The 23,830-nt window shown below is 37.0% G+C and carries 23 protein-coding genes; 13 read left to right on the forward strand and 10 right to left on the reverse strand.

The window, feature by feature from the left end; genetic code table 11:
• The 5 genes from BM207_RS06910 to hemA all read right to left on the reverse strand — a co-directional run bounded on the left by BM207_RS06910 (position 1) and on the right by hemA (position 6,231).
• Entirely contained in the window at positions 1–867 is an 867-nt protein-coding gene (locus BM207_RS06910; protein WP_090992837.1) for a sensor histidine kinase, read from the reverse strand.
• Positions 864–2,234, reverse strand: a complete 1,371-nt coding sequence (gene hemL, locus BM207_RS06915) for a glutamate-1-semialdehyde 2,1-aminomutase (protein WP_090992838.1) — start codon at positions 2,232–2,234, stop codon at positions 864–866. The genes BM207_RS06910 and hemL overlap by 4 nt, the downstream gene beginning before the upstream one ends.
• Before the next feature lie 99 nt (positions 2,235–2,333).
• A complete protein-coding gene (gene hemB / locus BM207_RS06920) occupies positions 2,334–3,302 on the reverse strand; it encodes a porphobilinogen synthase (protein ID WP_090992839.1) in 969 nt (322 codons plus the stop codon).
• 29 nt (positions 3,303–3,331) lie between these two features.
• Positions 3,332–4,903: a hydroxymethylbilane synthase gene (gene hemC, locus BM207_RS06925; protein WP_090992840.1), complete on the reverse strand. Its 1,572-nt coding sequence runs from the start codon at positions 4,901–4,903 to the stop codon at positions 3,332–3,334.
• A gap of 101 nt (positions 4,904–5,004) precedes the next feature.
• The gene (hemA, locus tag BM207_RS06930; protein WP_090992841.1) at positions 5,005–6,231 is read right to left on the reverse strand and encodes a glutamyl-tRNA reductase; all 1,227 of its coding nucleotides are present in this window, start codon (positions 6,229–6,231) and stop codon (positions 5,005–5,007) included.
• A gap of 174 nt (positions 6,232–6,405) precedes the next feature.
• Between hemA and BM207_RS06935 the strand changes: the two genes are divergently transcribed.
• From BM207_RS06935 to BM207_RS06960, 6 genes are all read left to right on the forward strand, one after another.
• On the forward strand, positions 6,406–7,185 hold the full coding sequence (locus BM207_RS06935) for a DNA alkylation repair protein (RefSeq protein ID WP_245768050.1): 780 nt from the start codon (positions 6,406–6,408) through the stop codon (positions 7,183–7,185).
• Between the two features lie 14 nt (positions 7,186–7,199).
• Positions 7,200–7,553 (forward strand): MmcQ/YjbR family DNA-binding protein, encoded by a 354-nt coding sequence (locus BM207_RS06940; RefSeq protein ID WP_090992843.1) that lies wholly within the window; start codon positions 7,200–7,202, stop codon positions 7,551–7,553.
• Positions 7,553–8,020, forward strand: a complete 468-nt coding sequence (locus BM207_RS06945) for a hypothetical protein (RefSeq protein ID WP_090992844.1) — start codon at positions 7,553–7,555, stop codon at positions 8,018–8,020. The genes BM207_RS06940 and BM207_RS06945 overlap by 1 nt, the downstream gene beginning before the upstream one ends.
• A gap of 362 nt (positions 8,021–8,382) precedes the next feature.
• Positions 8,383–10,701 (forward strand): glycoside hydrolase family 3 N-terminal domain-containing protein, encoded by a 2,319-nt coding sequence (locus BM207_RS06950; RefSeq protein ID WP_245768051.1) that lies wholly within the window; start codon positions 8,383–8,385, stop codon positions 10,699–10,701.
• Positions 10,691–12,145 carry a glycoside hydrolase family 30 protein gene (locus BM207_RS06955; RefSeq protein WP_090992845.1) on the forward strand — a complete coding sequence of 485 codons (1,455 nt, stop codon included), beginning with the start codon at positions 10,691–10,693 and terminating at the stop codon, positions 12,143–12,145. Before BM207_RS06950 ends, BM207_RS06955 begins: the two co-directional genes overlap by 11 nt.
• Before the next feature lie 46 nt (positions 12,146–12,191).
• The gene (locus BM207_RS06960; RefSeq protein ID WP_090992846.1) at positions 12,192–12,638 is read left to right on the forward strand and encodes a hypothetical protein; all 447 of its coding nucleotides are present in this window, start codon (positions 12,192–12,194) and stop codon (positions 12,636–12,638) included.
• 60 nt (positions 12,639–12,698) lie between these two features.
• On the opposite strand, the gene BM207_RS06965 is transcribed toward BM207_RS06960, so the two are convergent.
• Genes BM207_RS06965 through panB form a run of 3 tightly spaced genes read right to left on the reverse strand, consistent with a single transcriptional unit; the run spans position 12,699 to position 14,752 of the window.
• A complete protein-coding gene (locus BM207_RS06965; protein WP_090992847.1) occupies positions 12,699–13,166 on the reverse strand; it encodes a hypothetical protein in 468 nt (155 codons plus the stop codon).
• 45 nt (positions 13,167–13,211) lie between these two features.
• Positions 13,212–13,898: an RluA family pseudouridine synthase gene (locus tag BM207_RS06970; RefSeq protein ID WP_090992848.1), complete on the reverse strand. Its 687-nt coding sequence runs from the start codon at positions 13,896–13,898 to the stop codon at positions 13,212–13,214.
• A 38-nt stretch (positions 13,899–13,936) separates the two neighbouring features.
• Positions 13,937–14,752, reverse strand: a complete 816-nt coding sequence (gene panB / locus BM207_RS06975; RefSeq protein ID WP_090992849.1) for a 3-methyl-2-oxobutanoate hydroxymethyltransferase — start codon at positions 14,750–14,752, stop codon at positions 13,937–13,939.
• A gap of 332 nt (positions 14,753–15,084) precedes the next feature.
• Here panB and carA point away from each other — a divergent pair, with 332 nt between their 5' ends.
• The 7 genes from carA to BM207_RS07010 all read left to right on the forward strand — a co-directional run bounded on the left by carA (position 15,085) and on the right by BM207_RS07010 (position 21,054).
• Positions 15,085–16,197, forward strand: a complete 1,113-nt coding sequence (carA, locus tag BM207_RS06980; RefSeq protein WP_090992850.1) for a glutamine-hydrolyzing carbamoyl-phosphate synthase small subunit — start codon at positions 15,085–15,087, stop codon at positions 16,195–16,197.
• 33 nt (positions 16,198–16,230) lie between these two features.
• On the forward strand, positions 16,231–16,992 hold the full coding sequence (locus BM207_RS06985; RefSeq protein WP_090992851.1) for an ABC transporter ATP-binding protein: 762 nt from the start codon (positions 16,231–16,233) through the stop codon (positions 16,990–16,992).
• Between the two features lie 15 nt (positions 16,993–17,007).
• Positions 17,008–18,099: an ABC transporter permease gene (locus BM207_RS06990; protein ID WP_090992852.1), complete on the forward strand. Its 1,092-nt coding sequence runs from the start codon at positions 17,008–17,010 to the stop codon at positions 18,097–18,099.
• A 25-nt stretch (positions 18,100–18,124) separates the two neighbouring features.
• Positions 18,125–18,688: an NADPH-dependent FMN reductase gene (locus tag BM207_RS06995; protein WP_090992853.1), complete on the forward strand. Its 564-nt coding sequence runs from the start codon at positions 18,125–18,127 to the stop codon at positions 18,686–18,688.
• Positions 18,689–18,800: 112 nt separating this feature from the next.
• Positions 18,801–20,096, forward strand: coding sequence for a phosphopyruvate hydratase (eno, locus tag BM207_RS07000; RefSeq protein ID WP_090992854.1), 1,296 nt, complete (start codon positions 18,801–18,803; stop codon positions 20,094–20,096).
• Between the two features lie 120 nt (positions 20,097–20,216).
• Positions 20,217–20,519, forward strand: a complete 303-nt coding sequence (locus tag BM207_RS07005; protein WP_090992855.1) for an FtsB family cell division protein — start codon at positions 20,217–20,219, stop codon at positions 20,517–20,519.
• A gap of 40 nt (positions 20,520–20,559) precedes the next feature.
• On the forward strand, positions 20,560–21,054 hold the full coding sequence (locus BM207_RS07010; protein WP_090992856.1) for a hypothetical protein: 495 nt from the start codon (positions 20,560–20,562) through the stop codon (positions 21,052–21,054).
• Positions 21,055–21,059: 5 nt separating this feature from the next.
• On the opposite strand, the gene BM207_RS07015 is transcribed toward BM207_RS07010, so the two are convergent.
• Both BM207_RS07015 and BM207_RS07020 read right to left on the reverse strand, forming a co-directional pair.
• Positions 21,060–21,671, reverse strand: coding sequence for a trimeric intracellular cation channel family protein (locus tag BM207_RS07015; RefSeq protein WP_090992857.1), 612 nt, complete (start codon positions 21,669–21,671; stop codon positions 21,060–21,062).
• On the reverse strand, positions 21,671–23,755 hold the full coding sequence (locus BM207_RS07020) for a hypothetical protein (RefSeq protein WP_090992858.1): 2,085 nt from the start codon (positions 23,753–23,755) through the stop codon (positions 21,671–21,673). The genes BM207_RS07015 and BM207_RS07020 overlap by 1 nt, the downstream gene beginning before the upstream one ends.
• Positions 23,756–23,830: the final 75 nt, after the last annotated feature.

Raw genomic sequence — 23,830 nt, forward strand, 5'->3', positions numbered from 1 at the left:
TCAATTAAATGTTACTTCAAAAATTGCACCTTGCGGTACGTTATCTTTAACGCTAATATCTGCGTCGTGGTTTTGTAATACTTCTTTAACAATAAACAAGCCAAGTCCCGTACCCTTAGATTTCCGAACATTTTCATCGCCAATGCGATAAAATTTATCAAAAATTAACATTTTCTCCTCATCAGGAATGCCCAGACCTTTATCAGAAACCGTTAAAACCGCCTTGCCGCCAATTTGACAGAGTTCTACTGCAACTTCGGCACACGGCCCCGAATATTTAACTGCATTTTCTACTAAGTTAGTCACTACAGATGATAGTGCAAATTTATCTCCTACAAGGTTAAGGCCCTCCTGTATATTTGTATTGATTAATTGCTCGTTTCCACACGAATGAATCTGTAAACGATCTGTAATTTTAGTAACTAATTCAGAAAAGTCAAACTCTTCTTTTGGGAACGAGTAGGTTCGACTCTCAATTTTGGTCGCAAGTAGCATGTTTTCAACTAGGTCGTCGAGTCTTTCAATGTCCTTTAACGAATTATTTAACAGCGATGTTTGCATTTGTCGCTCTAAATCTCTTTTCACAATGGTTTGCAAGGATAGTTTAATGGCAGCTAAAGGAGATTTTAGTTCATGTGTAACAGAAAGCAAAAAATTTTGTTGCCGCTCGTGTAATTTATCTTCTTTCTTAATCGAGGCGTGAATAAAATAAGCTCCTACACCTAATAAAAAGATGAAAACCGCCCCTTCGCCAATCACCATTCCCATTCGTTGAGGCAGCACCCTAATGAGTTCTGTTCCCCACCAAAACATTTCTATTAGGGCATAGAGTAGGAGAAAATAAAATATCAAAAGCGACTTTTTCATTTCTTGAATACTAAATCTAAGGCGTCAAAAATAGCTCTTTTTGCTTTCTCAAGCTCTACTTTCGTATGCGCAGCAGAAACAAAACCTACTTCATAGCCTGAGGGCCCTAAATAAATTCCTCTATTTAAAAGCTCACGGTGCATTATTTTAAACTTCTCCATACTTGAAGCATCAATGGCTTCGGCTGTTTGAATTTTCTCTGCCTCAGTAAATGCAAACCAAAAGATCGAGCCTACCGAAAATACTTTAAACTTATAATTTCTTGCAGTTGCAAAACGCTGAATACTTTCCGCAAATTCAAGCGTCTTAGCATTCAAATCTTTATAAAACCCAGACTTAGTTAATTCGGTTAATGTAGCGATACCTGCGGCCATAGCAACCGGATTTCCCGATAGCGTTCCTGCCTGGTAGACTCCTCCATCAGGAGATATATGTCCCATTATTTCGGCCGAGGAACCATACATCCCTACAGGCAAGCCACCGCCAATTATTTTCCCATAGGTTAATATATCAGGCTTAATACCATAATATGCAGCAGCGCCTTCCAAGCCTACTCTAAAACCTGTAATTACTTCATCAAAAATAAGGAGGGCACCATTTTCGGTACAGGCAGCCCTTAAAAACTCGATATAATCTTGATCTTGGATAAGCAATCCGTTATTTGCCGGGATTCCTTCAATAATTACTGCGGCGATTTGATCTTTAAATTGTTGGAAAGCCTGCGTAATCGCAGCTTTATCATGTAGGGCAATAACAATTGTTTCTTCGGCAAAAGATTTTGGAACACCTGCCGAGGAAGTTTCGCCAAAAGTAACCAACCCCGATCCGGCCTTTACTAACAATGAATCACTATGACCGTGATAGCAACCTTCGAATTTGATGATTTTATCACGTTTAGTGTAACCTCTTGCTAGTCGAATGGCCGACATTACCGCTTCGGTACCAGAACTGGTAAAACGTATTTTTTCAACGTATTTATTATGTTTAATGATCAGCTCCGCCAATTCGTTCTCAAGTGCTGTTGGCGCACCAAAACTCATTCCGTTTTGCATCACATCTATAACCTTTTCCCTTATTTTTGAATTGTTATGTCCTAAGATAAGTGGCCCCCAGCTGGCACAAAAATCTATAAATTGGTTTCCATCAGCATCCCAAATGAAACAACCATCTCCCTTTTGGATAAAAAGCGGTGTTCCATAAACAGATTTAAACGCACGAACAGGCGAATTTACCCCTCCTGGAAAAAAAGTTTTCGATTTCTCGTATAATTCTGCAGATTTTGCACGGCTAATATCCGGCTTACTACTCGAATTTACCGGCATTTCCTCTTCGTTTCCTGAAAATATTTTTTTTATTGATTCTAACATTTCTTTTTAAGCTAAAAGATAAAAGGCCACAGCAAAAAGCTCAAAGCCATGCGCCAAATTTGGTGCTTTAGCCTTTTTGCTTTAAGCTTTTAACTCAAATTACATCCAATTATTCTCTACAATATCTCTTATATGATAGGTAGTGATGATACTTGCTCCTGCTCTTGCAAAGGCATGCATTGTTTCCATTACCACTTTTTGTTCATCTATCCATCCTCTCTGTGCTGCAGCCTTGATCATCGAATACTCTCCAGATACATTGTAGCAGGCAATTGGCAGGTCGGTATTTTGTTTTAATTTACTAATAATATCCAAATAAGCCAAGGCAGGCTTAACCATTAACACATCAGCTCCCTCTCCTTCGTCAAGTCTTGCCTCACGAATAGCTTCGGTGCTATTTCTAAAATCCATTTGATATGTTTTTCTGTCCCCCTTATTAGGCGCACAGTCGGCCGCTTCCCTAAAAGGACCGTAATAAGCTGAGGCAAATTTGGTGGCATGAGACATAATTGCGGTATTTACAAAATCATGTTGGTCCAATTGGCGTCTAATTGCTGATACTCTGCCATCCATCATATCAGAAGGCGCCAACATGTCTGCACCAGCTGCTGCGTGATTCAAGGCCATTTTTGCAATTAAATCTACCGATAAGTCATTTTGAATATAATCATCTTTGATAATGCCACAGTGACCGTGTGTGGTATAAGAACAAACGCAAACGTCAGTAACCACATATAAATCGTCGCCAAAATTCTTCTTCAAGGCTTTAACTGCAACTGGTACTAATGAATTTGGATCATATGCAGCATGTGCATCATCACTTTTCTCATCTCCCACTCCGAAAAGCATAATTTTATTTACGCCTAACTTTATTCCTTTTTCTACATCCTTTAATAAGTTATCAGTAGAAAAATGATGAATCCCAGGCATGGCCTCTATAGGCTTTTTAACTCCGGATCCAGGTACTACAAAATAGGGATAGATAAACATATCTTTCGATATTCGGGTTTCGGCGATCATCTCCCTCACGACAGGATTTTTTCTTAACCTTCTTGGTCTCTGCATAATGTTACGAGTTGTGGGTTCTGTATTGTGTTTTATATTCCAAAAACAGCTTCCGCAAGCCCAATTTCATCGGGTGAATACGGTAAACTATAGCTTACGCCCATTTCTTCAAATTTCTTCCCGGTAGAATTTCCAATAGCGATCACTTTTTGCCCAGGTTCTAACAAATTAGCCGCAAAATAAGCATCAACGTTTGAAGGGCTTGTAAAAATTAACACATCAGCAGCTGTACCATCGATATTGTCTTCCGTTACTGTTTCGTAAATAGGTAAGTCTATAACTTTAGTGTCGGCACCTAATGATTTTTGAATACTCAATAACGAATCTTGTGCTCGAGGAAACATTACTGTTTCATTTTTCACCAACTTAGCAAACTCTTCCGCTACCTCGGTAATATCTCCGCTCTCTCCTACAAAATCTGCCAGGTGTCCAAATTTTCTCAGCGTATCTTCAGATCCCCTTCCAACCACGCCAAATTTTACCTTTTTTGCCAAAAGAGGTTTAAGCTTAAAGAAATATTCCACACCATTTCTACTACTAAAGAAAATCCAGTCTATATTTTTTAAATAAAAGGGATCCAAAATATTTACAATAGGAAACGTCCGTATCAGCGATCTTCCATCTATTTCTATTTGATGTTTTTCTAAGGCTTTTCTGAAATAACTGTGTTCTCCGATTTCTCTCGAAATGAAGACTTTAGCAGGCATTTTTCTTCCTTTATCAAATTTAGCTACGATTCTTTCTGCTAAACCCTCAGTAGTTGGTGTTCTTAAAAACAATCGATCGGGAAAGTGCTCATCTGTTTCTGCTTTGGAAGTCCATACTTCGAAAAGATCATTTTCTTTTTTGCAGTAGCATCCGAGTGGCATATGACATCCACCTTCGAATAAATTTAGCACCTTACGCTCCACTGCAATTTCTTCTGCTGTAACCTGATGATTTAAAGCTTGTAAAGCCGTAAAAAGCTCATCATCGTTTTCCCGGATCTGAAAAGCTAGTGCTCCTTGTGCTGGTGCCGGAACAAGCTCGGTCGTGTCTACAACTTCAACATGGAATTCGGATAGATCTATATTTAACCTATTAACACCTGCTTTTGCAAGTAAAATAGCATCGTAATCTTCATCACGTAATTTCTGAATGCGTGTAGGAACATTTCCACGTAGATCTTCGATATTGAGGTCAGGTCTTAAAGCTAGTAATTGAGCTTTACGGCGGTTAGATGATGTTCCTACCATTGCTCCTTTTTTTAAAGACAGTCTTTGGCTTATTTCAACACAATCTTTAAGGATCAGCAATAACTCTGATGGATCTTCACGTTCGCTAACAGCAGCAATAATTAGTCCCGGCGGGTTTGTTGTGGGTAAATCTTTATGGGAATGAACAGCAATATCGATGGAGCCATTCAACAATTCTTCTTCCAACTCCTTAGTAAAAAAACCTTTACCCTCAAGTTTATCTAAGCGAAGGTTCAATATTTTATCGCCTTGCGTTTTAATGATTTTTAGTTCTGCATCAAGTCCTATTTCTGCTAACCTATCTTTCGTATAGTTAGCCTGCCATAATGCTAAATCGCTTCCGCGCGTACCAATAATTATCTTTTTCACCTTAAGTAGTTTTTCGACAAATTTAATGATTTTTTTTAAAGGATCTTAGGTATGAACGTTTGCGAAAAATCTTATCATCGCCAAGCGCCCAACGGTTAACGTTAGCTATTTTTTACAAGTATTTCCTTCGCCATAACCATAGGAACACTAATGCATTTTTTCTCCATATAGTCCATCACCCTCTCTAATACAGCTCTGGAATTATCATCCAGGGTATTAATCTCTTCAGCAAAAACGCCATTAATTGCAGTATGTTTGATTTCCTTTATTTTCTTAGGAACGTCACTCATAGCGATCTCAATTTTGCGCTGTCTCAATACCAATTCGAAGTCTTTGATATTGGCATCAATGATATGTTCTGCGTGAACAAGTTCATCATAACGCTCCTGAATATTTTTACGGGCAATTTCTTTTAAAGATTCTACTTCGATATAATGTACTGGAAAATTTCGGATAACCTTTGCATCAGTATCGTTTGGAATTGCTAAATCTACGATTACCTTTTTACCAGTTTCATTGTTCAGCAATTTAGCATAAACTTCTTCTGTGATAATGGGCTCCACCGAGCTCGTACAAGTTATGATTACATCAAAGCCTTTGTCGAAACTTTGCAGATCAGCCAATGGATACGCTTTACCATTCAAGCTTTTAGCTAAGCATTCGGCTTTTTCTAAAGTTCTGTTGAAAACAGAAAAATTAGCATACTTATGCTTTTTTAGATATTGAGCGATATTTCTGTTAGTTTCTCCGGCTCCGATAATCAGTAGCCTGGAATTAGCGCTCATGTTTAATTGGCGGAGCTTACGGTAAGCCAAAGAAACTATTGATACAGGGTTTTTTGAAATATTGGTATGCGTGTAGACTTCTTTAGCTGTTTTAACAACCCTATTCATAATCATCCGCATATAATCACCCGTAAATCCTGCAATTCTACATGCTTCATAGGCTTTGCGTACCTGAGCTAAGATTTCCTTTTCCCCTACAACTAAACTTTCTAAAGAACAAGAAGTACGAAGCAAATGATTAAAGGCCTCACCTTTCTCATAAGTAGATACATTCTCAACAAACTGATCCATGTACTCTGCTGGGAGGCCCATATCTAAAACTGTCAAAAAATGTGTGATAAAAGCTTTATCTACTACATCAACAGAAGTAAAAATGAATTCCACCCGGTTACAAGTACCAACGTAAAATATTTCCTTAATATTTAACTTTGATTGAATATTCCTCAACCTATCATCCAGCGTCTGATCACATATCACTAATTTACCTAATGCTTTTAGATCAATTTGCTTATGTGTAAATGCAATAATTTTTAAATATTCCAAAATGGGTACAGCCTATTATTTTTTGCGTAACAAAAGTAACAACGCGGGTTCATATCACTGTCATTACCCTGTAATTTAGGCTAATTTAGAAAGATTTTAAATTAATGCTGTTTTAGTAAAGTAATTGCTTTACAGCATACTAGAACAATTTCAAGTTATAAATTTACCGTATAAGTGTTATATTTATCTTTAACTAAAGATTTACAGATCAATAAAATGTCGACCCAATTTTTAACAGCTGCTGCTTTTACGGATAAACTGGCCACCTATCAGTCGGATGAAGAACTAAAGAAGATTCAGCGCTATTTTAAGTCGGACGAGGGCCAATACGGGGAAGGTGATGAATTTATGGGGGTAAAAATGGGGCTGGTGTTTCAAACGGCGAAAGAATTTATAGATATGCCGGTAGCGGAATTGGAAAAAATGCTTGAAAGTCCAATCCACGAAATCCGAACGGGAGCGGTTAGCATAATGGATAAGGCATCTAGGGACAAAAAAATAAGCCCAGAACGTTTAAAAGATTTATTTGCGCTATATATCCGCAGGCATGACCGTATAAATAATTGGGATTTGGTTGATTTGGGCTGTTTATATATGACTGGAAGCTATTTATTTGACAAACCAAGAACTATACTCTATGAGCTAGCGAAGTCTAACTCTATTTGGGAGAGGCGAACCGCTATTTTGGGAACTTGTTTTTTCATTAAAAAGGGAGATGTAAAAGACACTTTTGCTCTTGCAGAGATTTTATTAGAAGACAAAGAAGATTTAATTCATAAAGGCGTTGGCTGGATGTTACGATTTGCAGGCGATAAGGACAAATTTCGTTTGCTAGCTTTTTTAGACGCCTTTGCGGCAACGATGCCTAGAACCATGCTAAGATATACAATAGAAAAACTACCTAAGGAACAACGTAAATATTATTTGAGCTTAAAAAAACTAAGATCAAAGTGACTAACTCCTGAAGAATGATCCAATTAAAAGAATTTAAAGTGTTGGCTTTGAGCTTTCCTGAAACAGAAGAACATAAGCACTTTGAGAACATTGCATTTAAGGTTTCAAAAAAGATTTTTGTTACACTGAACGAGCAAAAGAATCAAGCCTGCATTAAATTGTCGCTAGTAGATCAGGATGTTTTTGCTATCGCAGGAAAACCAAGTATTTACCCAGTTCCAAATAAGTGGGGCAAACAAGGATGGACCATTATAGAACTGGACAAAATGGAGTATGACTTGTTGACAGACGCACTAACAACAGCGTTTTGTACGGTTGCACCAAAAAGATTAGCAGAACCTTATCTCAAAAACCTAAACAACATATAATGAAGAATCTAGCTTTTAACACCCTCAAATTTGGGGTATTGGTTGGTACGTTTGATATACTAGCGGCACTGGTTCAGTATTACCTTAAAACCCAGAAGAATCCCATTACAGTATTAAATTTTATTGCAAGCGGAGTTTTTGGGAAAGAAGCTTTTTCTGGTGGAAACAAAATGGCTGCATTTGGACTGTTGTTTCATTATCTTATTGCATTAGGTTTCACCTTACTGTTTTTTGTACTATATCCTAAGTTAAAAGCGCTCATTCAAAATAAATTCTTTTTAGGGTCCCTTTATGGCCTATTTATTTGGCTAACGATGCAATTTGTAATCGTGCCCTTATCACGTGCACCCATTATGAAACTTAAAGTTGAAGGCGCAATAACCGCAATCTTAATATTAATAGTGTGCATTGGAATACCGCTTTCACTTTATGCAGGAACCGTTATACCTAACCGTAAAAATAACTAAGTAAAATCAATATATATCTTATATTTATTAAAGAAATTAAAATCTCTTCACCAACTGTACCAACCTTTTAGTTAGTTTGTTCAAAAGTTTCCCGATTTTTCTCCTAAAAAGCACCTGCATTTTACCACAACAAGCACTGCTATTCATTAGGATTAATATCAAGCCGATAAAATGCTATTACGAAACTGTTAAGTACTGATTATCAATCAGTAACTCTTATTATTTACTGCGGAATAAGCGTATCAAAAACTTCATAATCTATTAAAAATCAAACATTTATCAGTGCTAAAGAGGGAGCATTAGCTAGATTTTAACGTAAAATCCAATTAATTTAGCGGTTTACTATGCAAAATATATAATTGATGATGAAGTTTAAATATTACAGCTTTTCCTTATTGCTTATTATAACAAGTTTCCAAACGCTCGCGCAAAAGACAAAGCCTACTACTCCCCTACAACAAAAGGTTGATGCCTTAATGGCAAGGATGACTTTAGCAGAAAAGGTTGGTCAGATGGCACAGATTACTTTAGATGTGATAGGCAAAGGAAAAGATCGCTTCAGCAGCGACGAGCCTTTTACGCTTGATGATAAAGCCTTGGAAAAAGCTTTGGTTCAATACAAATTGGGATCTGTTTTAAATACTTCAAATAATAGAGCCAGAACACCCCAAGTATGGTTCAATATCATCGACAAAATTCAAAAGACCGCAATGTCTAAAAATAAGAATGGTATTCCGGTTTTATATGGAATTGATGCTATTCATGGGGAAACCTACACCGCCGGAGCAACGATGTTTCCGCAGCAAATTGGTCAAGCGGCAACATTTAATCGTGTTTTAGTCAGACAAGGTGCCGAAATCACAGCGTATGAAACCCGCGCAAGTTCTATTCCATGGGCATTTTCTCCCTTGCTTGATCTAGGTGCCGATCCTCGTTTCCCTCGCCAATGGGAGAGCTTTGGCGAAGATCCTTATGTGGTTTCGGAGTTGGGAATACAAATGGTTAAAGGATTGGAAGGTGAAAATAATGAGATATCCAATCCTTATAAAGTAGCTAGTTCAATTAAACATTTCTTAGGATATCAGGTACCCCTTTCGGGCAAAGACAGGACACCTGCGGTTATATCGGACCAAGCATTAATAGCATATCATTTACCTTCTTTTAAAGCAGCAATTAAAGCGGGGGCTAAAACGATCATGATTAATTCTGGTTTAATTAATGGTGTTCCCGTGCATGCAAATTACAAATTATTAACTAAACTTTTGAAAGGGGACCTTGGCTTTAATGGCTTGGTCATTACCGATTGGGGTGATATCGAAAATCTGCATACCAGAGATCATGTGGCAAAAGACCATAAGGAGGCAGTTAAGATTGCTATTAATGCTGGAATTGACATGAGTATGATTGCTTATAACTATGAGCCATTTTGCGATAATCTAATTGCCCTGGTTAAAGAAGGAAAAGTAAAACAGGAACGCATTGATGATGCCGTTAGAAGAATTTTAACGCTAAAATTTGAACTAGATCTTTTCAATAGGCCAACTACACACATTAGGGATTATCCTGAGTTTGGGAGTAAGAAGTTTGAACAAGCCGCACAAAATACTGCGGCAGAATCAATCACCTTATTGAAAAATTCCAACAATGTGCTACCCTTAAATAAGTCTTCAAAAATTTTAGTTACCGGCCCAAATGCGAATTCAATGAGGACATTGAATGGCGCTTGGACCTATTCCTGGCAAGGGGAGAAAGTTGAAGAATTTGCCGGTCAATACAACACCATTTTAGAGGCCATGCAAAACAAGATAGGAAAAGAAAATGTTTCCTTTGTTCCGGGGGTGAGTTATAAAATGGATGGAAAATATTGGGAAGAATATAGTGATCAGATGGAAGAAGCGATTGCAGCAGCCCAAAATGCAGATGTCGTTTTACTATGTCTAGGAGAAAACTCCTATACAGAAACACCAGGGAATTTAAGCGACCTTTACCTAAGTGACCTTCAAACCGAGTTTGCCCAAAAGCTTGCTGCCACTGGAAAAACAATCATCTTGATTTTAAATGAGGGTCGGCCAAGGGTAATTAGCAAATTCGAAAAGAAAATGAATGCTATTATTCAAACTTATCTACCTGGGAACTTTGGCGGCAATGCATTGGTCGATATTTTATATGGTGACGTTAATCCTTCAGGCAGACTGCCATATACCTATCCCCAATACCCAAATGCCTTATTTACTTATTACCATAAGCCATCTGAAGCCAGAGAAACAACTGAAGGAGTATACAATTACGATGCGGACTATAACCCACAATATCAATTTGGACACGGTTTAAGTTATACAACTTTTAAATACAGCGATATTAAATTAAGTAACAACATTCTTAAAAAAGGAGAGAATTTGACCATTACTGTTAACATTACCAATACAGGAAAAGTAAGTGGCAAAGAGGCTGTATTATTATACATTTCCGACTTAGTTGCTAATGATATTAGTCCGGATGTTAAAAGATTAAGAGGGTTCGAAAAAATTGAACTTAAGGCAGGAGAAACGAAAACGGTTAGTTTTAAAATAAACTCAGACAATATAGCGTATGTAAACCCCGCTAATAAATGGGTTACAGAAGCAGGAGAATTCTCTGTTCAATTGGCCGATAAAAAAATAAAATTTAACTATGAACAATAAGCTGCTACTTCCAACATTTTGTGTATTCACCATTATTGCCGTTTCTTGTGCCTGTAAAAAAGGAACGAAACCTACATCTAAAAACGAAACGCCACCTATTGAGGTTCCACAATTAGCGAGTGATGTTAGCTTATGGTTAACTAAAGCCGATCGATCTGCCTTATTGGCAAAGCAAAATGTTGCACTGAATTTTACGGCTGGCAATAATGCAAATGCTACAATTGAGGTCGACGAATCGCAGGTTTATCAATCCATAGATGGATTTGGCTACACCTTAACCGGAGGAAGCGCCACCTTGATAAATAATTTAGGGGCAACTGAAAAAGATGCGTTAATTAAGGAATTATTCTCCACAGAAGAGGGGGCAATAGGTGTTAGTTATTTAAGAGTTAGCATTGGAGCTTCAGATTTAAGTGCAAATGTTTTTACTTATAATGAAAGGCCTTTGGGGCAAACTGACGAAAACCAAGATAACTTTTCTATACAAGTGGAGAAGGCTGATCTAATCCCCGTGCTAAAAAAAATCTTAGCAGTTAATCCCACAATAAAGATTTTAGGGTCGCCATGGACCGCCCCTACTTGGATGAAAAACAATAAAGCTTTCAAAGGCGGGAGTTTATTACCAGCATATTATCAATCTTACGCAAAATACTTCGTAAAATATATTCAGGCTATGAAAGCTGAGGGGATTATCATAGATGCTATAACTATTCAAAATGAACCGCTACACCCTGGAAATACACCAAGTATGTTTATGGAGGCTGCAGAGCAAGCAGCTTTTATTAAAACTGCCTTGGGGCCTGCATTTGAAGCGGAGGGTATTAAGACTAAAATAATATTGTATGATCATAATGCTGATAGGCCAGATTACCCAATGTCTATTTTAGCGGATCCTGTGGCGAATGCGTATGTGGATGGATCGGCCTTTCATTTATATGGCGGTAATATTTCGGCCTTGTCCACTGTTCATAATGCCTATCCCACAAAGCATATCTATTTTACTGAGCAATGGGTTGGGGGTCCAGGAAATTTTGCAGAGGATTTAAAATGGCATATTTCTACACTAATTGTGGGTGCTACAAGGAATTGGAGTCGAAATGTGTTAGAATGGAACCTGGCTGCAGATGCAAATTATAATCCTCATACCCCAGATGGTGGCTGCACTACCTGCTTGGGAGCCATTACTATTGCTCCAGCAATTAGCAGAAATGTTGCTTATTATGTTATTGCGCACGCATCGAAATTTGTTAAACCAGGTTCTGTGCGCATAGGATCGCCAATCGTCGGAACACTTAGCAATGTGGCTTTTAAAACACCAGATGGCAAAAAAGTACTGATAGTGATGAATACGAGTTCAGATTCTCAAAATTTCAACATCAAACATAGCGGAAAAATAGTAACCAGTAGTTTACCGGGGGGCGCTGTAGGCACCTACGTTTGGTAAAGCAAACATTTGCTAAAATTTATTGTTGGTATATAAAAATTCGCGAATGAAATTACATCAATACTTACCATTTGCCATAATTGGCATTTTTTCCGCCTGTCAGCCTCGAGAAAGTAAGACTGTCGATCATAAGACACCTTCCACCACCAAGCAGTCTTGTTATGCCTATTTTAATAATAAAGACACCGCTAGTTTAACCATCATCACTAGTGGACACGTTATTACGGGTGAATTAAGTTATCGGCTATTTGAAAAAGATGGCAACAAAGGCACTATGAAAGGAGAAATGAGAGGAGATACCCTAGTTGCTGATTACCTTTTCGACTCAGAAGGAAGACAATCAACCCGGCAGGTTGCATTTCTTAAAAAGGGTGGGAAATTGCTTGAGGGCTATGGAGAAATAACTGAGAAGCAGGGTAAAATTATTTTTAACGACATTTCAACACTGAAATTTGGAGATGGGATTATATTTACTGAAGTAAATTGTCAATAAAAAACGATGCCCCAAACAGCTATAAGCTATATGGGGCATTTTACTGAGCATTTTAAACTACTATTTTTTAACTTTTGGGGTTAGCTGATCCCATTGGGATACTAGCTTAGTGTAATGATCAATATAAATCTGATTTTCATCTTTTGTTAATTTCTTTCCCCATGTTGAAGCTGACTCCACCCATTTCCAATATTCAGCAGTTACATCCTTTATTTTTACAGCATCCTTGCTATTTATAGCTGCGATATAAGCTTGTTTAATCGGCTCAAATTTCTCAAAGCCTTCATTTACTTCCTCACTAGAAAACTGTGGCGTTTTTACTTTAACAGTTGGAGAAACATCCAAGATAGACTTAACCTTGTTTTCCGATGTTGTTTTGGCTTGTGTCGCAGTTGTGTCAATTACCTGAGAGTCTGGTTTAGTTGAATCAGCATCAGATTCTGCAGTTCCTTTTTGATTACTCTGGCAAGAAATGATTGTTGTAGCAAGAAAACTTATCGCTACTAGTGAAAATAATACTTTTTTCATGTGCTTATAATCTATTAAATTAATTTTTGCAAAAATACTTATTTGTTAAAATTTTTCAAATCTTTCCCAAAAACCATCAATAGGTAGGGGTGCAAAAATTTTAACAGGTTCTTTCTGAACCGGATGAACAAATTCTAATCTTCTGGCATGTAAACAGATGCTTCCTTTTCTACTTCCGCGAGGGTATCCATATTTATTATCGCCAACAATCGGACAATCCATGGTAGAAAGTTGAACCCTTATCTGATGTGATCTACCAGTTAACGGATTAACCTGAAGTAAATAAAAACCCCCTACTTCTCCGATCAATTTGTAGTCGAGTTCTGAGCGCTGACTTCCAACAACTTCTTGGCTATAAGCGGTGACCAAGTTCTTTTTTGGGTTTTTAATTAGCCAGTGAACCAATTTACCTGCCGTTAGCGCTGGTTTATTGCGCACCACGGCAAAGTAGGTTTTACTAACTTCCCTGTTTTTAAAAATGGCGTTCATCCTTTCTAGGGCCTTGCTTGTTTTCGCAAAGAGAATTACCCCGCTTACGGGCCTGTCCAGTCGATGCACCACCCCTAAAAAAGCACCGTTTGGTTTATTGTATTTCGCAGCTATGTATTTTTTCACCTTCTCATCTAATGGCTCATCGCCTGTTTCATCAATTTGAACAATGTCACCCGACCGTTTATTAATAGCGATTAAGTGATTGTCTTCATATAATATGTCTGCTTCAGTAATTGGCATCTATAACTAGTTAATTTTCGAATTAGCTGATTAGCTAATCAATATTGTTCCTTTTCATTAGGAAAATCATTTCCTTTTACATCATCGATATAAGCTTTTGCAGCTCCTAAAATCCCATCGTATAAATTTATATACTGACGCAAAAAACGAGGTTTAAATCCTTTTGTTAATCCAATCATGTCATTAACAACTAAAACTTGCCCATCGCAATCTGCTCCAGCTCCTATCCCTATGGTTGGAATATTTACACTCTTAGTTACCTCATTTGCTAATTTTGCTGGAATTTTCTCTAGCACAACAGCAAAGCAGCCAGCATCTTGTAAGGCTAAAATATCCGCTTTCAATTTATTAGCTTCTTCTTCATCCTTTGCTCTAACGGTATAAGTGCCAAATTTATAAATAGATTGAGGGGTCAAACCCAGATGTCCCATTACGGGAATTCCAGCAGTAATAATCCGCTGAATTGATTCGCACACCTCACTCCCCCCTTCCAGCTTAACGCCGTGTGCACCAGATTCTTTCATGATCCTTATTGCAGAATTTAATGCTTCTTTCGAATTCCCTTGGTAAGAACCAAAAGGCAAATCAACTACTACAAAAGCCCGATTCGCTCCACGCACTACCCCTTGTGCGTGGTAAATCATTTGATCTAACGTAATAGGCAGCGTAGTTTCATGCCCAGCCATCACATTTGAAGCTGAATCACCAACTAATAAAACATCTAAACCTGCATCATCCAAAATAGTTGCCATTGAATAATCATATGCAGTGAGCATAGCAATTTTTTCTCCACGCTGCTTCATCTCTTGCAAGATATGGGTGGTTACTCTTTTTATTTCCTTATTTACAGACATGTGCTTTGATTTGAGTACAAAATTAGGTTTTAGAATTGAGATTTTTGTGTTAAAGCGAAAAGCGTTTTGTAAGGAGATTTTTAACTGCAATACAATTAATCGTCGCAATACCGGAAGTACACCGAACGCTCAACGAAAAAAAACATCTTTTCTCTTGAGAAACACTTAAAATTCTATATCTTTGTATCCTGAAATGAATGAGTTCAATCAGCGTTACTTATCTCCGAATCAAAAGGGCTTAACCGTTCCCAATTTTCATTTTTTACGGAATCCATCAAACATTTTCTCTGGCGAGAAACAATTATTTACATTGAAAATTTATCGTAATACACATGACTAACTACACCAAGTTACCTGCAATATTGTTATTGGCCGACGGCACTGTTTTCTATGGCAAAGCTGCCGGAAAAATCGGCACAACAACTGGGGAAATCTGCTTCAATACTGGGATGACAGGTTATCAGGAAGTTTTCACCGACCCATCTTATTATGGGCAAATTATGGTAACAACCAATGCTCATATTGGCAATTATGGAATGCACAAAGATGAAATAGAATCTGGATCTATTAAGATTGCTGGCCTGGTTTGTAAAAATTACAACATTATATACAGCAGAAAAGAAGCAACAGAATCTATACAAGATAATTTTCAGAATGAAAACATTGTGGGTATTTCTGAAATAGATACCCGTGCCTTAGTTCGTCATATTAGAAATAAAGGTGCAATGAATGCCATTATTTCTTCTGAGATCACAGATTTACAAGAATTAAAAAAACAGTTAGCTGCAGTTCCTTCTATGGATGGATTGGAACTTTCATCACAAGTTTCTACTACAGAACCTTATTATTATGGAAACCCGGATGCCAGCTATAAAATAGCAGCCCTAGATTTGGGAATTAAGAAAAATATCTTAAGAAATTTCGACGATAGAGATATCTATGTAAAAGTATATCCGGCTAAAACTACCTTTGCCGAAATGGATAAATGGGGAGCGAATGGATATTTTATTTCCAATGGCCCTGGTGATCCCGCAGCAATGCCTTATGCAATAGAAACTGTTAAATCAATCCTAGACGCGAATAAACCTATGTTTGGCATCTGTTTGGGACATCAATTACTAGCCGAAGCTAATGGAATTGGCACAATGAAGATGTTCAATGGCCATAGAGGATTAAATCACCCGGTAAAAAACATTATCAAAAATCATTGTGAAGTAACTTCTCAAAATCATGGTTTTGGCGTAATACCTGAAGAGGTAAGAAAATCTGACAAAGTAGAAATTACACATATTAACTTAAACGACGATTCTATTGAAGGCATACGCGTAAAGGGCAAGAAAGCATTTTCGGTTCAATATCATCCTGAATCTTCTCCAGGTCCTCACGACTCTCGTTATTTATTTGATGACTTTGTTGATTTGGTTAAGGGTAAGCTTGCTTGGTAGTCCATAATTCTAATGATTTTTTAATCCTAGTTTATGAACAAGGTAATTATTGACGTAAAAAATCTCGTAAAAAATTATGATGATTTTAAAGCTGTTCAAGGATTAAGTTTTGAGGTTTATGAAAACGAAATTTTTGGATTATTAGGTCCCAATGGCGCTGGAAAAACTACCACTTTAGAAATAATTGAAACCCTCCGTCAAAAAACTTCTGGAGAAGTAACAGTAGATGGTTTTTCTATCGATAAGGATGCGAGTGCTATAAAACGAATTATTGGAGTTCAACTACAAGCAGCGGGATATTACCCCAATTTAAACCTAGTAGAGCTATTGGAGCTCTTTTCCGGCTTGTACGGTGTGATGGTGAATCCTATGGAAATGCTTGAAAAAGTAAACTTACAGGAAAAAGCAAAAGCAAAATATAAAGCGCTGTCTGGCGGCCAAAAACAACGTTTTTCCATCGCTACAACCCTGATTAATTCACCTAAAATTATATTCTTAGATGAGCCAACAACTGGCTTAGACCCTCAGGCAAGGAGAAATTTATGGGACTTAATTACCCAAATACGGGATAACGGTACAACAGTGGTAATCACTACACATTATATGGATGAAGCAGAACAGTTGTGTGATAGGGTTGCCTTTGTAGAGCGGGGACAAATTATTGCGTTAGACACACCTGATCAGTTAATTGATAATTTGATTGCGAATGGTTTTGAAAGAAAAAAAGAAGTGAAAAAAGCCAATTTGGAGGATGTATTCATCAACCTCACTGGAAAAGAGTGGAGAGAAAATTAAATTATAACAAAGAAAATGCAATCACCTTATAGTCACACCAGAGCTACATTAGCCTTAGCCAAAGCTAGCTTTAGATCTATCATGCGTAGCCCTTCTGCGGTAGTGTTTACCTTGGCATTTCCTTTAATTTTCATTTTGGTATTCGGTTTTTTAGGTGGTGGTGGTACTAAACTTGATATAGCCGTTGCGCCAGGTTCTGATCTCCAAAACCCAGTAATTGCTTCACTCGAAAAAATGCCGGTGATCCGGCTCACAAAAAATGATGAGTTAGGCAACATTCTTAAAGCGCTGGAAAAAGGAAATTACGATGCGTTGATTACTGTTGAAAGAAACAAAAATGGGGTTCCTGCGTATTTTACCACGGTTAAATATACTTCCGCATCATTAGATAAAGGAAATATTTTAAAATCAATCCTTAACGAACTCTCGTACAATTTAAACAGCCAAAATATTAAGCCTACTGTCACAGAAATTAGATCCAGCACCGTTAATGGGCGACTATATCGGACTATCGACTTTATTCTGCCTGGTCAGTTAGGTTTTTCTTTATTAAGTACAGGAGTATTTGGTACTGCCTTTGTATTTTTTAGTCTGCGCCAGAATCTTGTAATAAAGCGCTTTTTTGCAACCCCAGTAAAACGCTCAAGTATTGTATTGGGTGAGGCAATTGCAAGAATTGGTTTTGCATTACTAGGGGCATTATTCATCATCTTAATTGGACATTTCTTCTTTAGTTTCACATTGGTAAATGGAGTTACCACCGTTGCCAATATGCTTATTTTAGCAACAATGGGCGTGATTGTATTTATGGGTTTTGGTTTTGTTGTTTCAGGGATCGCAAAAAGTGAAAGTACAATTCCTCCAATTTCGAATATCATTACCTTACCACAATTTCTGCTTTCTGGTACTTTTTTTAGTATTGAGGCCTTTCCGACTTGGCTACAACCCATTAGCAGGGCATTGCCACTTACTTACTTAAATGACGCTATGCGCAAAGTTGCTTTTGAGGGAGCGGGTCTTTGGGAAGTAAGACACCAAATGCTGATTATTTTGATCTGGGGAATTGTAATTTATAGCGTAGCTGTTAAAACATTCAAGTGGGAATAGTGAGTAGTTTGAGTTATATTCGTGCATGAAAAACATCTCTATCATCTCATCAAGTATACGGTTAGGTCGAAAAAGTCATCGTGTAGCCTTATTTCTTAAAAATTATTTAGAAGAAAACAATTTAGGTAATGTTAATATCATAGATTTAGCAACGTGTAACTTTCCCATTTTTGAAGAACGATTAAGGCTTATTCCCGAACCTAATCAAGAAACTTTAGCATTTGCAGCGGCAGTAAGTGAAGCTGATGGAATTATCATTGTTACACCAGAATACAATGGTGGTTATCCTGCAAGTTTAAAAAATGTGATCGACTTGCTATATGCAGAATGGAAACGGAAGCCAATTGCCATTAGCACTGTTTCAGAAGGCGCCTTTGCCGGTTCGCAGGTTATTACCTCACTCCAATTCAGTTTATGGAAAATAGGAGCATTAGTTATTCCGGCAATGTTTCCAGTTGCAACGGTAGATAAAACCTTTGATGAAAAAGGCCAACCTACAGATCCTGAACCAACCAATAAAAGAGTAGCTAATTTCATTAAAGAATTGATTTGGTGGATGGAAGCGAAAGCAAAACAAGAACTTGGTTAAAAAAAAGATCTCATCCATCCTGATAATTTAAAAATTATTTTAACTTTGGAAAACCCCTAGCTAATTGTACTTTTTACACTAAGGGTAATTTACAATCATAATAGAAAATAAAATGAGTTTAATAATTGATGTCCATGCAAGGCAAATCCTCGATTCGAGAGGTAATCCCACAATAGAAGTTGAAGTAATTACAGAAAATGGCAATTTAGGCCGTGCTGCCGTTCCATCTGGAGCGAGTACTGGGCAACATGAAGCGGTTGAGCTTCGTGATGGCGATAAAAAGACCTACTTAGGTAAGGGCGTTTTAAAAGCAGTAGATAATGTAAATACTACAATTGCTAAGGCGTTGCAAGGCGTTGATGTTTTTGAACAGAACTTAATTGATCAGTTAATGATTGATTTAGATGGCACTGAAAATAAAGGTAAATTAGGTGCAAATGCGATATTAGGAGTGTCTTTAGCTGTTGCTAAAGCTGCTGCACAAGAGAGCAGACAGCCTTTATACCGCTACATTGGGGGAGTAAATGCAAACACCCTTCCAATCCCGATGATGAACATTATTAATGGAGGTTCGCATTCAGATGCTCCAATTGCTTTCCAAGAATTTATGATCATGCCTGTGGGCGCTCCTTCTTTTTCTGAAGCTTTGAGATGGGGTACTGAAGTTTTCCATAACTTAAAAGCGATATTACATGATAGGGGCTTATCTACAGCTGTAGGTGATGAAGGCGGTTTTGCTCCTACTTTTGATGGCACTGAAGATGCAATTGAAACTGTTTTGAAAGCAATTGAAAAAGCTGGTTACAAACCAGGAGTAGATATCTATTTAGCTTTGGATTGCGCATCTTCTGAATTTTACAAAGACGGGAAATACAACTATGCTAAATTCGAGGGCGAGAAAGGAGCCGTTCGTTCTAGTGAAGAACAAGCGCAATATTTAGCAGATCTTTCGGCAAAATATCCTATCATTTCTATTGAGGATGGCATGGACGAGAATGATTGGGCAGGATGGAAAACATTAACCGAAAAAATTGGAGACCGAGTTCAATTAGTTGGAGATGATTTATTTGTAACGAATGTTAAACGTTTACAAACTGGAATTGATACAGATACAGCTAATTCAATCTTAGTAAAAGTTAATCAAATTGGTTCCTTAACTGAAACGATTAATGCAGTTAGTTTAGCGCAAAATAGTGGCTATACTTCGGTAATGAGCCACCGTAGTGGAGAAACTGAAGACACTACAATTGCAGACTTGGCTGTTGCATTGAATTGCGGTCAAATTAAAACTGGCTCTGCGTCACGTTCGGATAGGATTGCAAAATATAATCAATTGCTACGTATTGAAGAAGAACTTGGAGATGCTGCCCGTTTTATTGGCAAGAACTTCAAATACGCGAAGAAATAACGTGTTAATAAGTTGATAAACAAATTTGTAAGACATCAAATAGTATGACAACTTAGCAGTGTCAAACTGTTTGATGTTTTTTTTTATTTTAATACTATATTTGCATATAACAGTGTAATTATGAAACATTTATTAGCTCTTTTTAAAAATAAATATTTTTTAGCAGTGATTATATTTGCGGTTTGGATGTTATTTTTTGATAGAAATGATATGGTTTCCCAGTATGGTTACAGTTCGCAAGTAAATAAACTTCAACAAGAAAAAGGTTTTTATCTTACTCAAATTGCTGCTGTTAAAAAAGATTTAACAGAACTGGATAGCAACTTAAATTCCATAGAAAAATTTGCTCGAGAAAAATATTTTATGAAAAAAGACAACGAAGATGTTTTCATTGTTATTAAAAGTTCAAAAAAAGAAAACTAAGCTTATTAGTTAGAGAACCTATCAAAATAAATTGATCCGGATGAAAAAAATCTTACTATTCTCTCTTTTTATTTTGGTTAACTCTTCAATTGTTGCCCAAGAATTACCCAACTTAAAGCACATCAAACTAAATAAGAAATCTCATTATAAAGACATTGACCCCTTAGTTCTGAAGGTAACTGACTACTTGTTTAGCACTACTGTAAGTGAAAAGAATGATTCGCGAAGAGAGGCAGGTCAGTTTTTACTAAAATGGATGAATGGTACGCCATACGATACCTTCTATTTAGAGGAAAAACAAACAAATTTCTTCAATACGGACACTGAATTAATGCTGATGTACATGGCAGCGCTTACCAAGTTTACCTTACAAAATAAATCAGTAACTAATCAGAAAGAAAAGGTGATAGGCGCTATGCAGTTGGTTTTGCCATACCTCGACAAGCAAGAGCATAAGAAATCTTGGTCAAAAGAACTTTGGCAACTAGTTGATTCCTATAAAAATGGAAAACTAGTTGATTTTTTAGACTTATAAAATTACTAATATCCAAATTTAGGTAGTGCCAACTTATATTTAACAACCACAATTCTTAGGGTAAAAATAAAAGCAATTACCAAAACTTTAGCCAAATCCGCCTCTACGTTAAAGTAAACTAAAGCAAAATATAAAACTCCTCCTAAAATACAAGCGGTTGCATAAATTTCCTTTCTAAATATTAGTGGAATTGTGTTGAGCAAAGTATCTCTAATTATTCCTCCAAAACAACCCGTTATCGTACCTAGTGCTACGCAAATACCAGGACTTAACCCAAACACAATCCCCTTTTGGACTCCCACTAAGGTAAACAGCCCTAAACCTAGCGAATCAAACAAAAAGAGCGTTACTTTAAACTTTTTGATATGGGTTTTAAAAAAAATAGTCAATAGTGAGGTAATTAAAATCAACAGGCAATAATTTACATCCCTCATCCATGCAACAGGCGTATCTCCCAACAAAAGATCTCGAACAGTACCTCCACCAATAGAAGTTACGAAAGCAATGATCAACACTCCAAAAGGATCTAGCCTTCTTTGCATGGCGGCAAAAGAGCCAGAAATAGCAAAAGCTATAGTTCCTAAAGTTTCAATGGCATAGGTAGTTGTTATTTCCATTATACTTCCCCGTTACGCTTTCTTAAAAACCATTCGAGACTTAGTAAAAGTAAAATAAATATGAACAAGAATTTAAAATTAATAAGCTCTTCATATTTACGATCTTCATACCGAATGGTTTTAATCTGCTCATTTTTATTTATTTCATCCAAGACACTTAACAAGTTGCTAGGCATTAACATCTTACCGTTATTTTGCTGTGCCATAGTGTACAGCAATTGATGATTAGCTGTGGTTTGTTGAAATTCGGTAATTAATGCTTTTACATAGAACGAACCATTAAAACTATATTTTTTATCGCCCAGATTGGTGGTAGCTATAAAAGTATAATTCCCTTCGGGCAATGACCCTGCATCTAAACGATAACTAGATCCAAATTTTGAAAAATTATAGTTAAATATCTTACCATTTTCTGGTCTAATTTTAATGGCAACCTCCGAAGTATTAATTGGCTCATACGCATCATTATATAAGCTAGCATTCAATATCACCTGTTCATTTTCGTCAAAAGTCGACTTATTCGCATACACTTTAAACTTTCGCTTATCATCCTTAACAGAAAGATACTGTAGCGTTTTTGAAACAAGTTCATTAACCAACGGGAAGCTTTGTACATTCTTTGCTTCTTCCAGCTTCCACTTCCAAATACCCTCACCCAATAAGAAAGCAATTTTACGACCATTATTGTCCATAAAAAACCATAATGGCGACTGCGTATTAACTTTACCTATCTTTTGGTTCAAGATGGCCGAATAGCTTCCATTTATAATCAGATTACCAAAAGGCATTTGCAAAGGATCGTAATCCTTTAGTTGAGCATCAGCATTCGTCTCAAGGGCGAATAAAGTGAAATTAGGCGCTATTAAAGGAAACACTTCCTGGATAGCACCAGTGGCTCTATTTAGTTTCACTAAGCCCTGTAGTTGCGCCAAACCACTCATGTCTGTTTGCGCACCTAGAATGCACCAGATCGGGATCCTCGAACCCTTGATTTGATTGAGAAGGTTAAGACTGGAATTGTTGTCGCCAGGAAATTGATAAAGTATAGCTAAACTATACTTATTTAGTTCAACTTGATTCAAGTCGTCGGGTAAAGCTAACGCTACTTCATAGTGCTTATTTATTTCTATTGCCTGTTTTAAAACTGTAACATCTGGATGAGCAGTTCCTGAAACTATTAAAATCTTTTGTCGACCATCGATAACCTCCACAAATATAGTCTGACTGTTATTTTTAGTTGTTATTTCATTTTTCAAGCTTGAAACAGAAACGTTATATTTTTGAACCCCAACTTTACGCGCCTTCATCTTAATTGGAATATCTTTAACGAAGCTATTTGCATTAAGGTCAACAATTTCATCCTTAACTTTTACGCCGTTCTCGGTAACTGTTAGCCGTGTTTTTTCTCCTTTACTTTGGAAAGCCTGTACCTGTACAGACAAGGTAAACTCATTATCCAGATATACTAAATTATTGTAATTTATATCCGCTATCAAAACATCTTTTTTCGGAACCGTATCACCCAGTCCAATCGTATACACAGGAGCATTTAATTGCTTCAAGTCATAAAGTGGATTTCCACCACGATTAAAAATTCCATCACTTGCGATAATTATCGCACCTATATTACGGTTCATTACTTCATCCTTCAGTTGTTCAATAAGTACCGCTCCATTACTAAGCTTTCCCTTCCCAGAGAAATCAAGACCAGTTTTAACACTATCACTGAAACTATAAGTTTTTACTTCATATTTTTCCGACAACTTAGTAGAAAGTTCCTGCATCTGTTTTTGATAATTAATTTGATCAAACTTAGCAGGCATAACTTGTCCTACAGAAAGGGAATTGTCTTGAGCCAGAATGATAATTGGCTTTTCCAGAGTATAGGATACTTTCTTGAATAAAGGAGCGAATAACATCCAAATTAGGAGCGTAATCGCAAGTGTTCTAAATAAACTTAGTATGATGATTAATCGGACTGGTAAATGCTTTAGTTTTCCATACAATAACCAAGCATACAGAATTCCTAATGCTAAACAGGCTAAAAATGAAATGATAGAGCTAATTGTGAAGAAATTTGCCATACGCTAGACGTAAAGATGCTAAATTTCTATAAAACAAAAAAGCCCTCCGAAATTGGAAAGCCTTTTTAATACCTA

The organism is Pedobacter insulae (genome assembly GCF_900113525.1).
GTDB lineage: Bacteria > Bacteroidota > Bacteroidia > Sphingobacteriales > Sphingobacteriaceae > Pedobacter > Pedobacter insulae.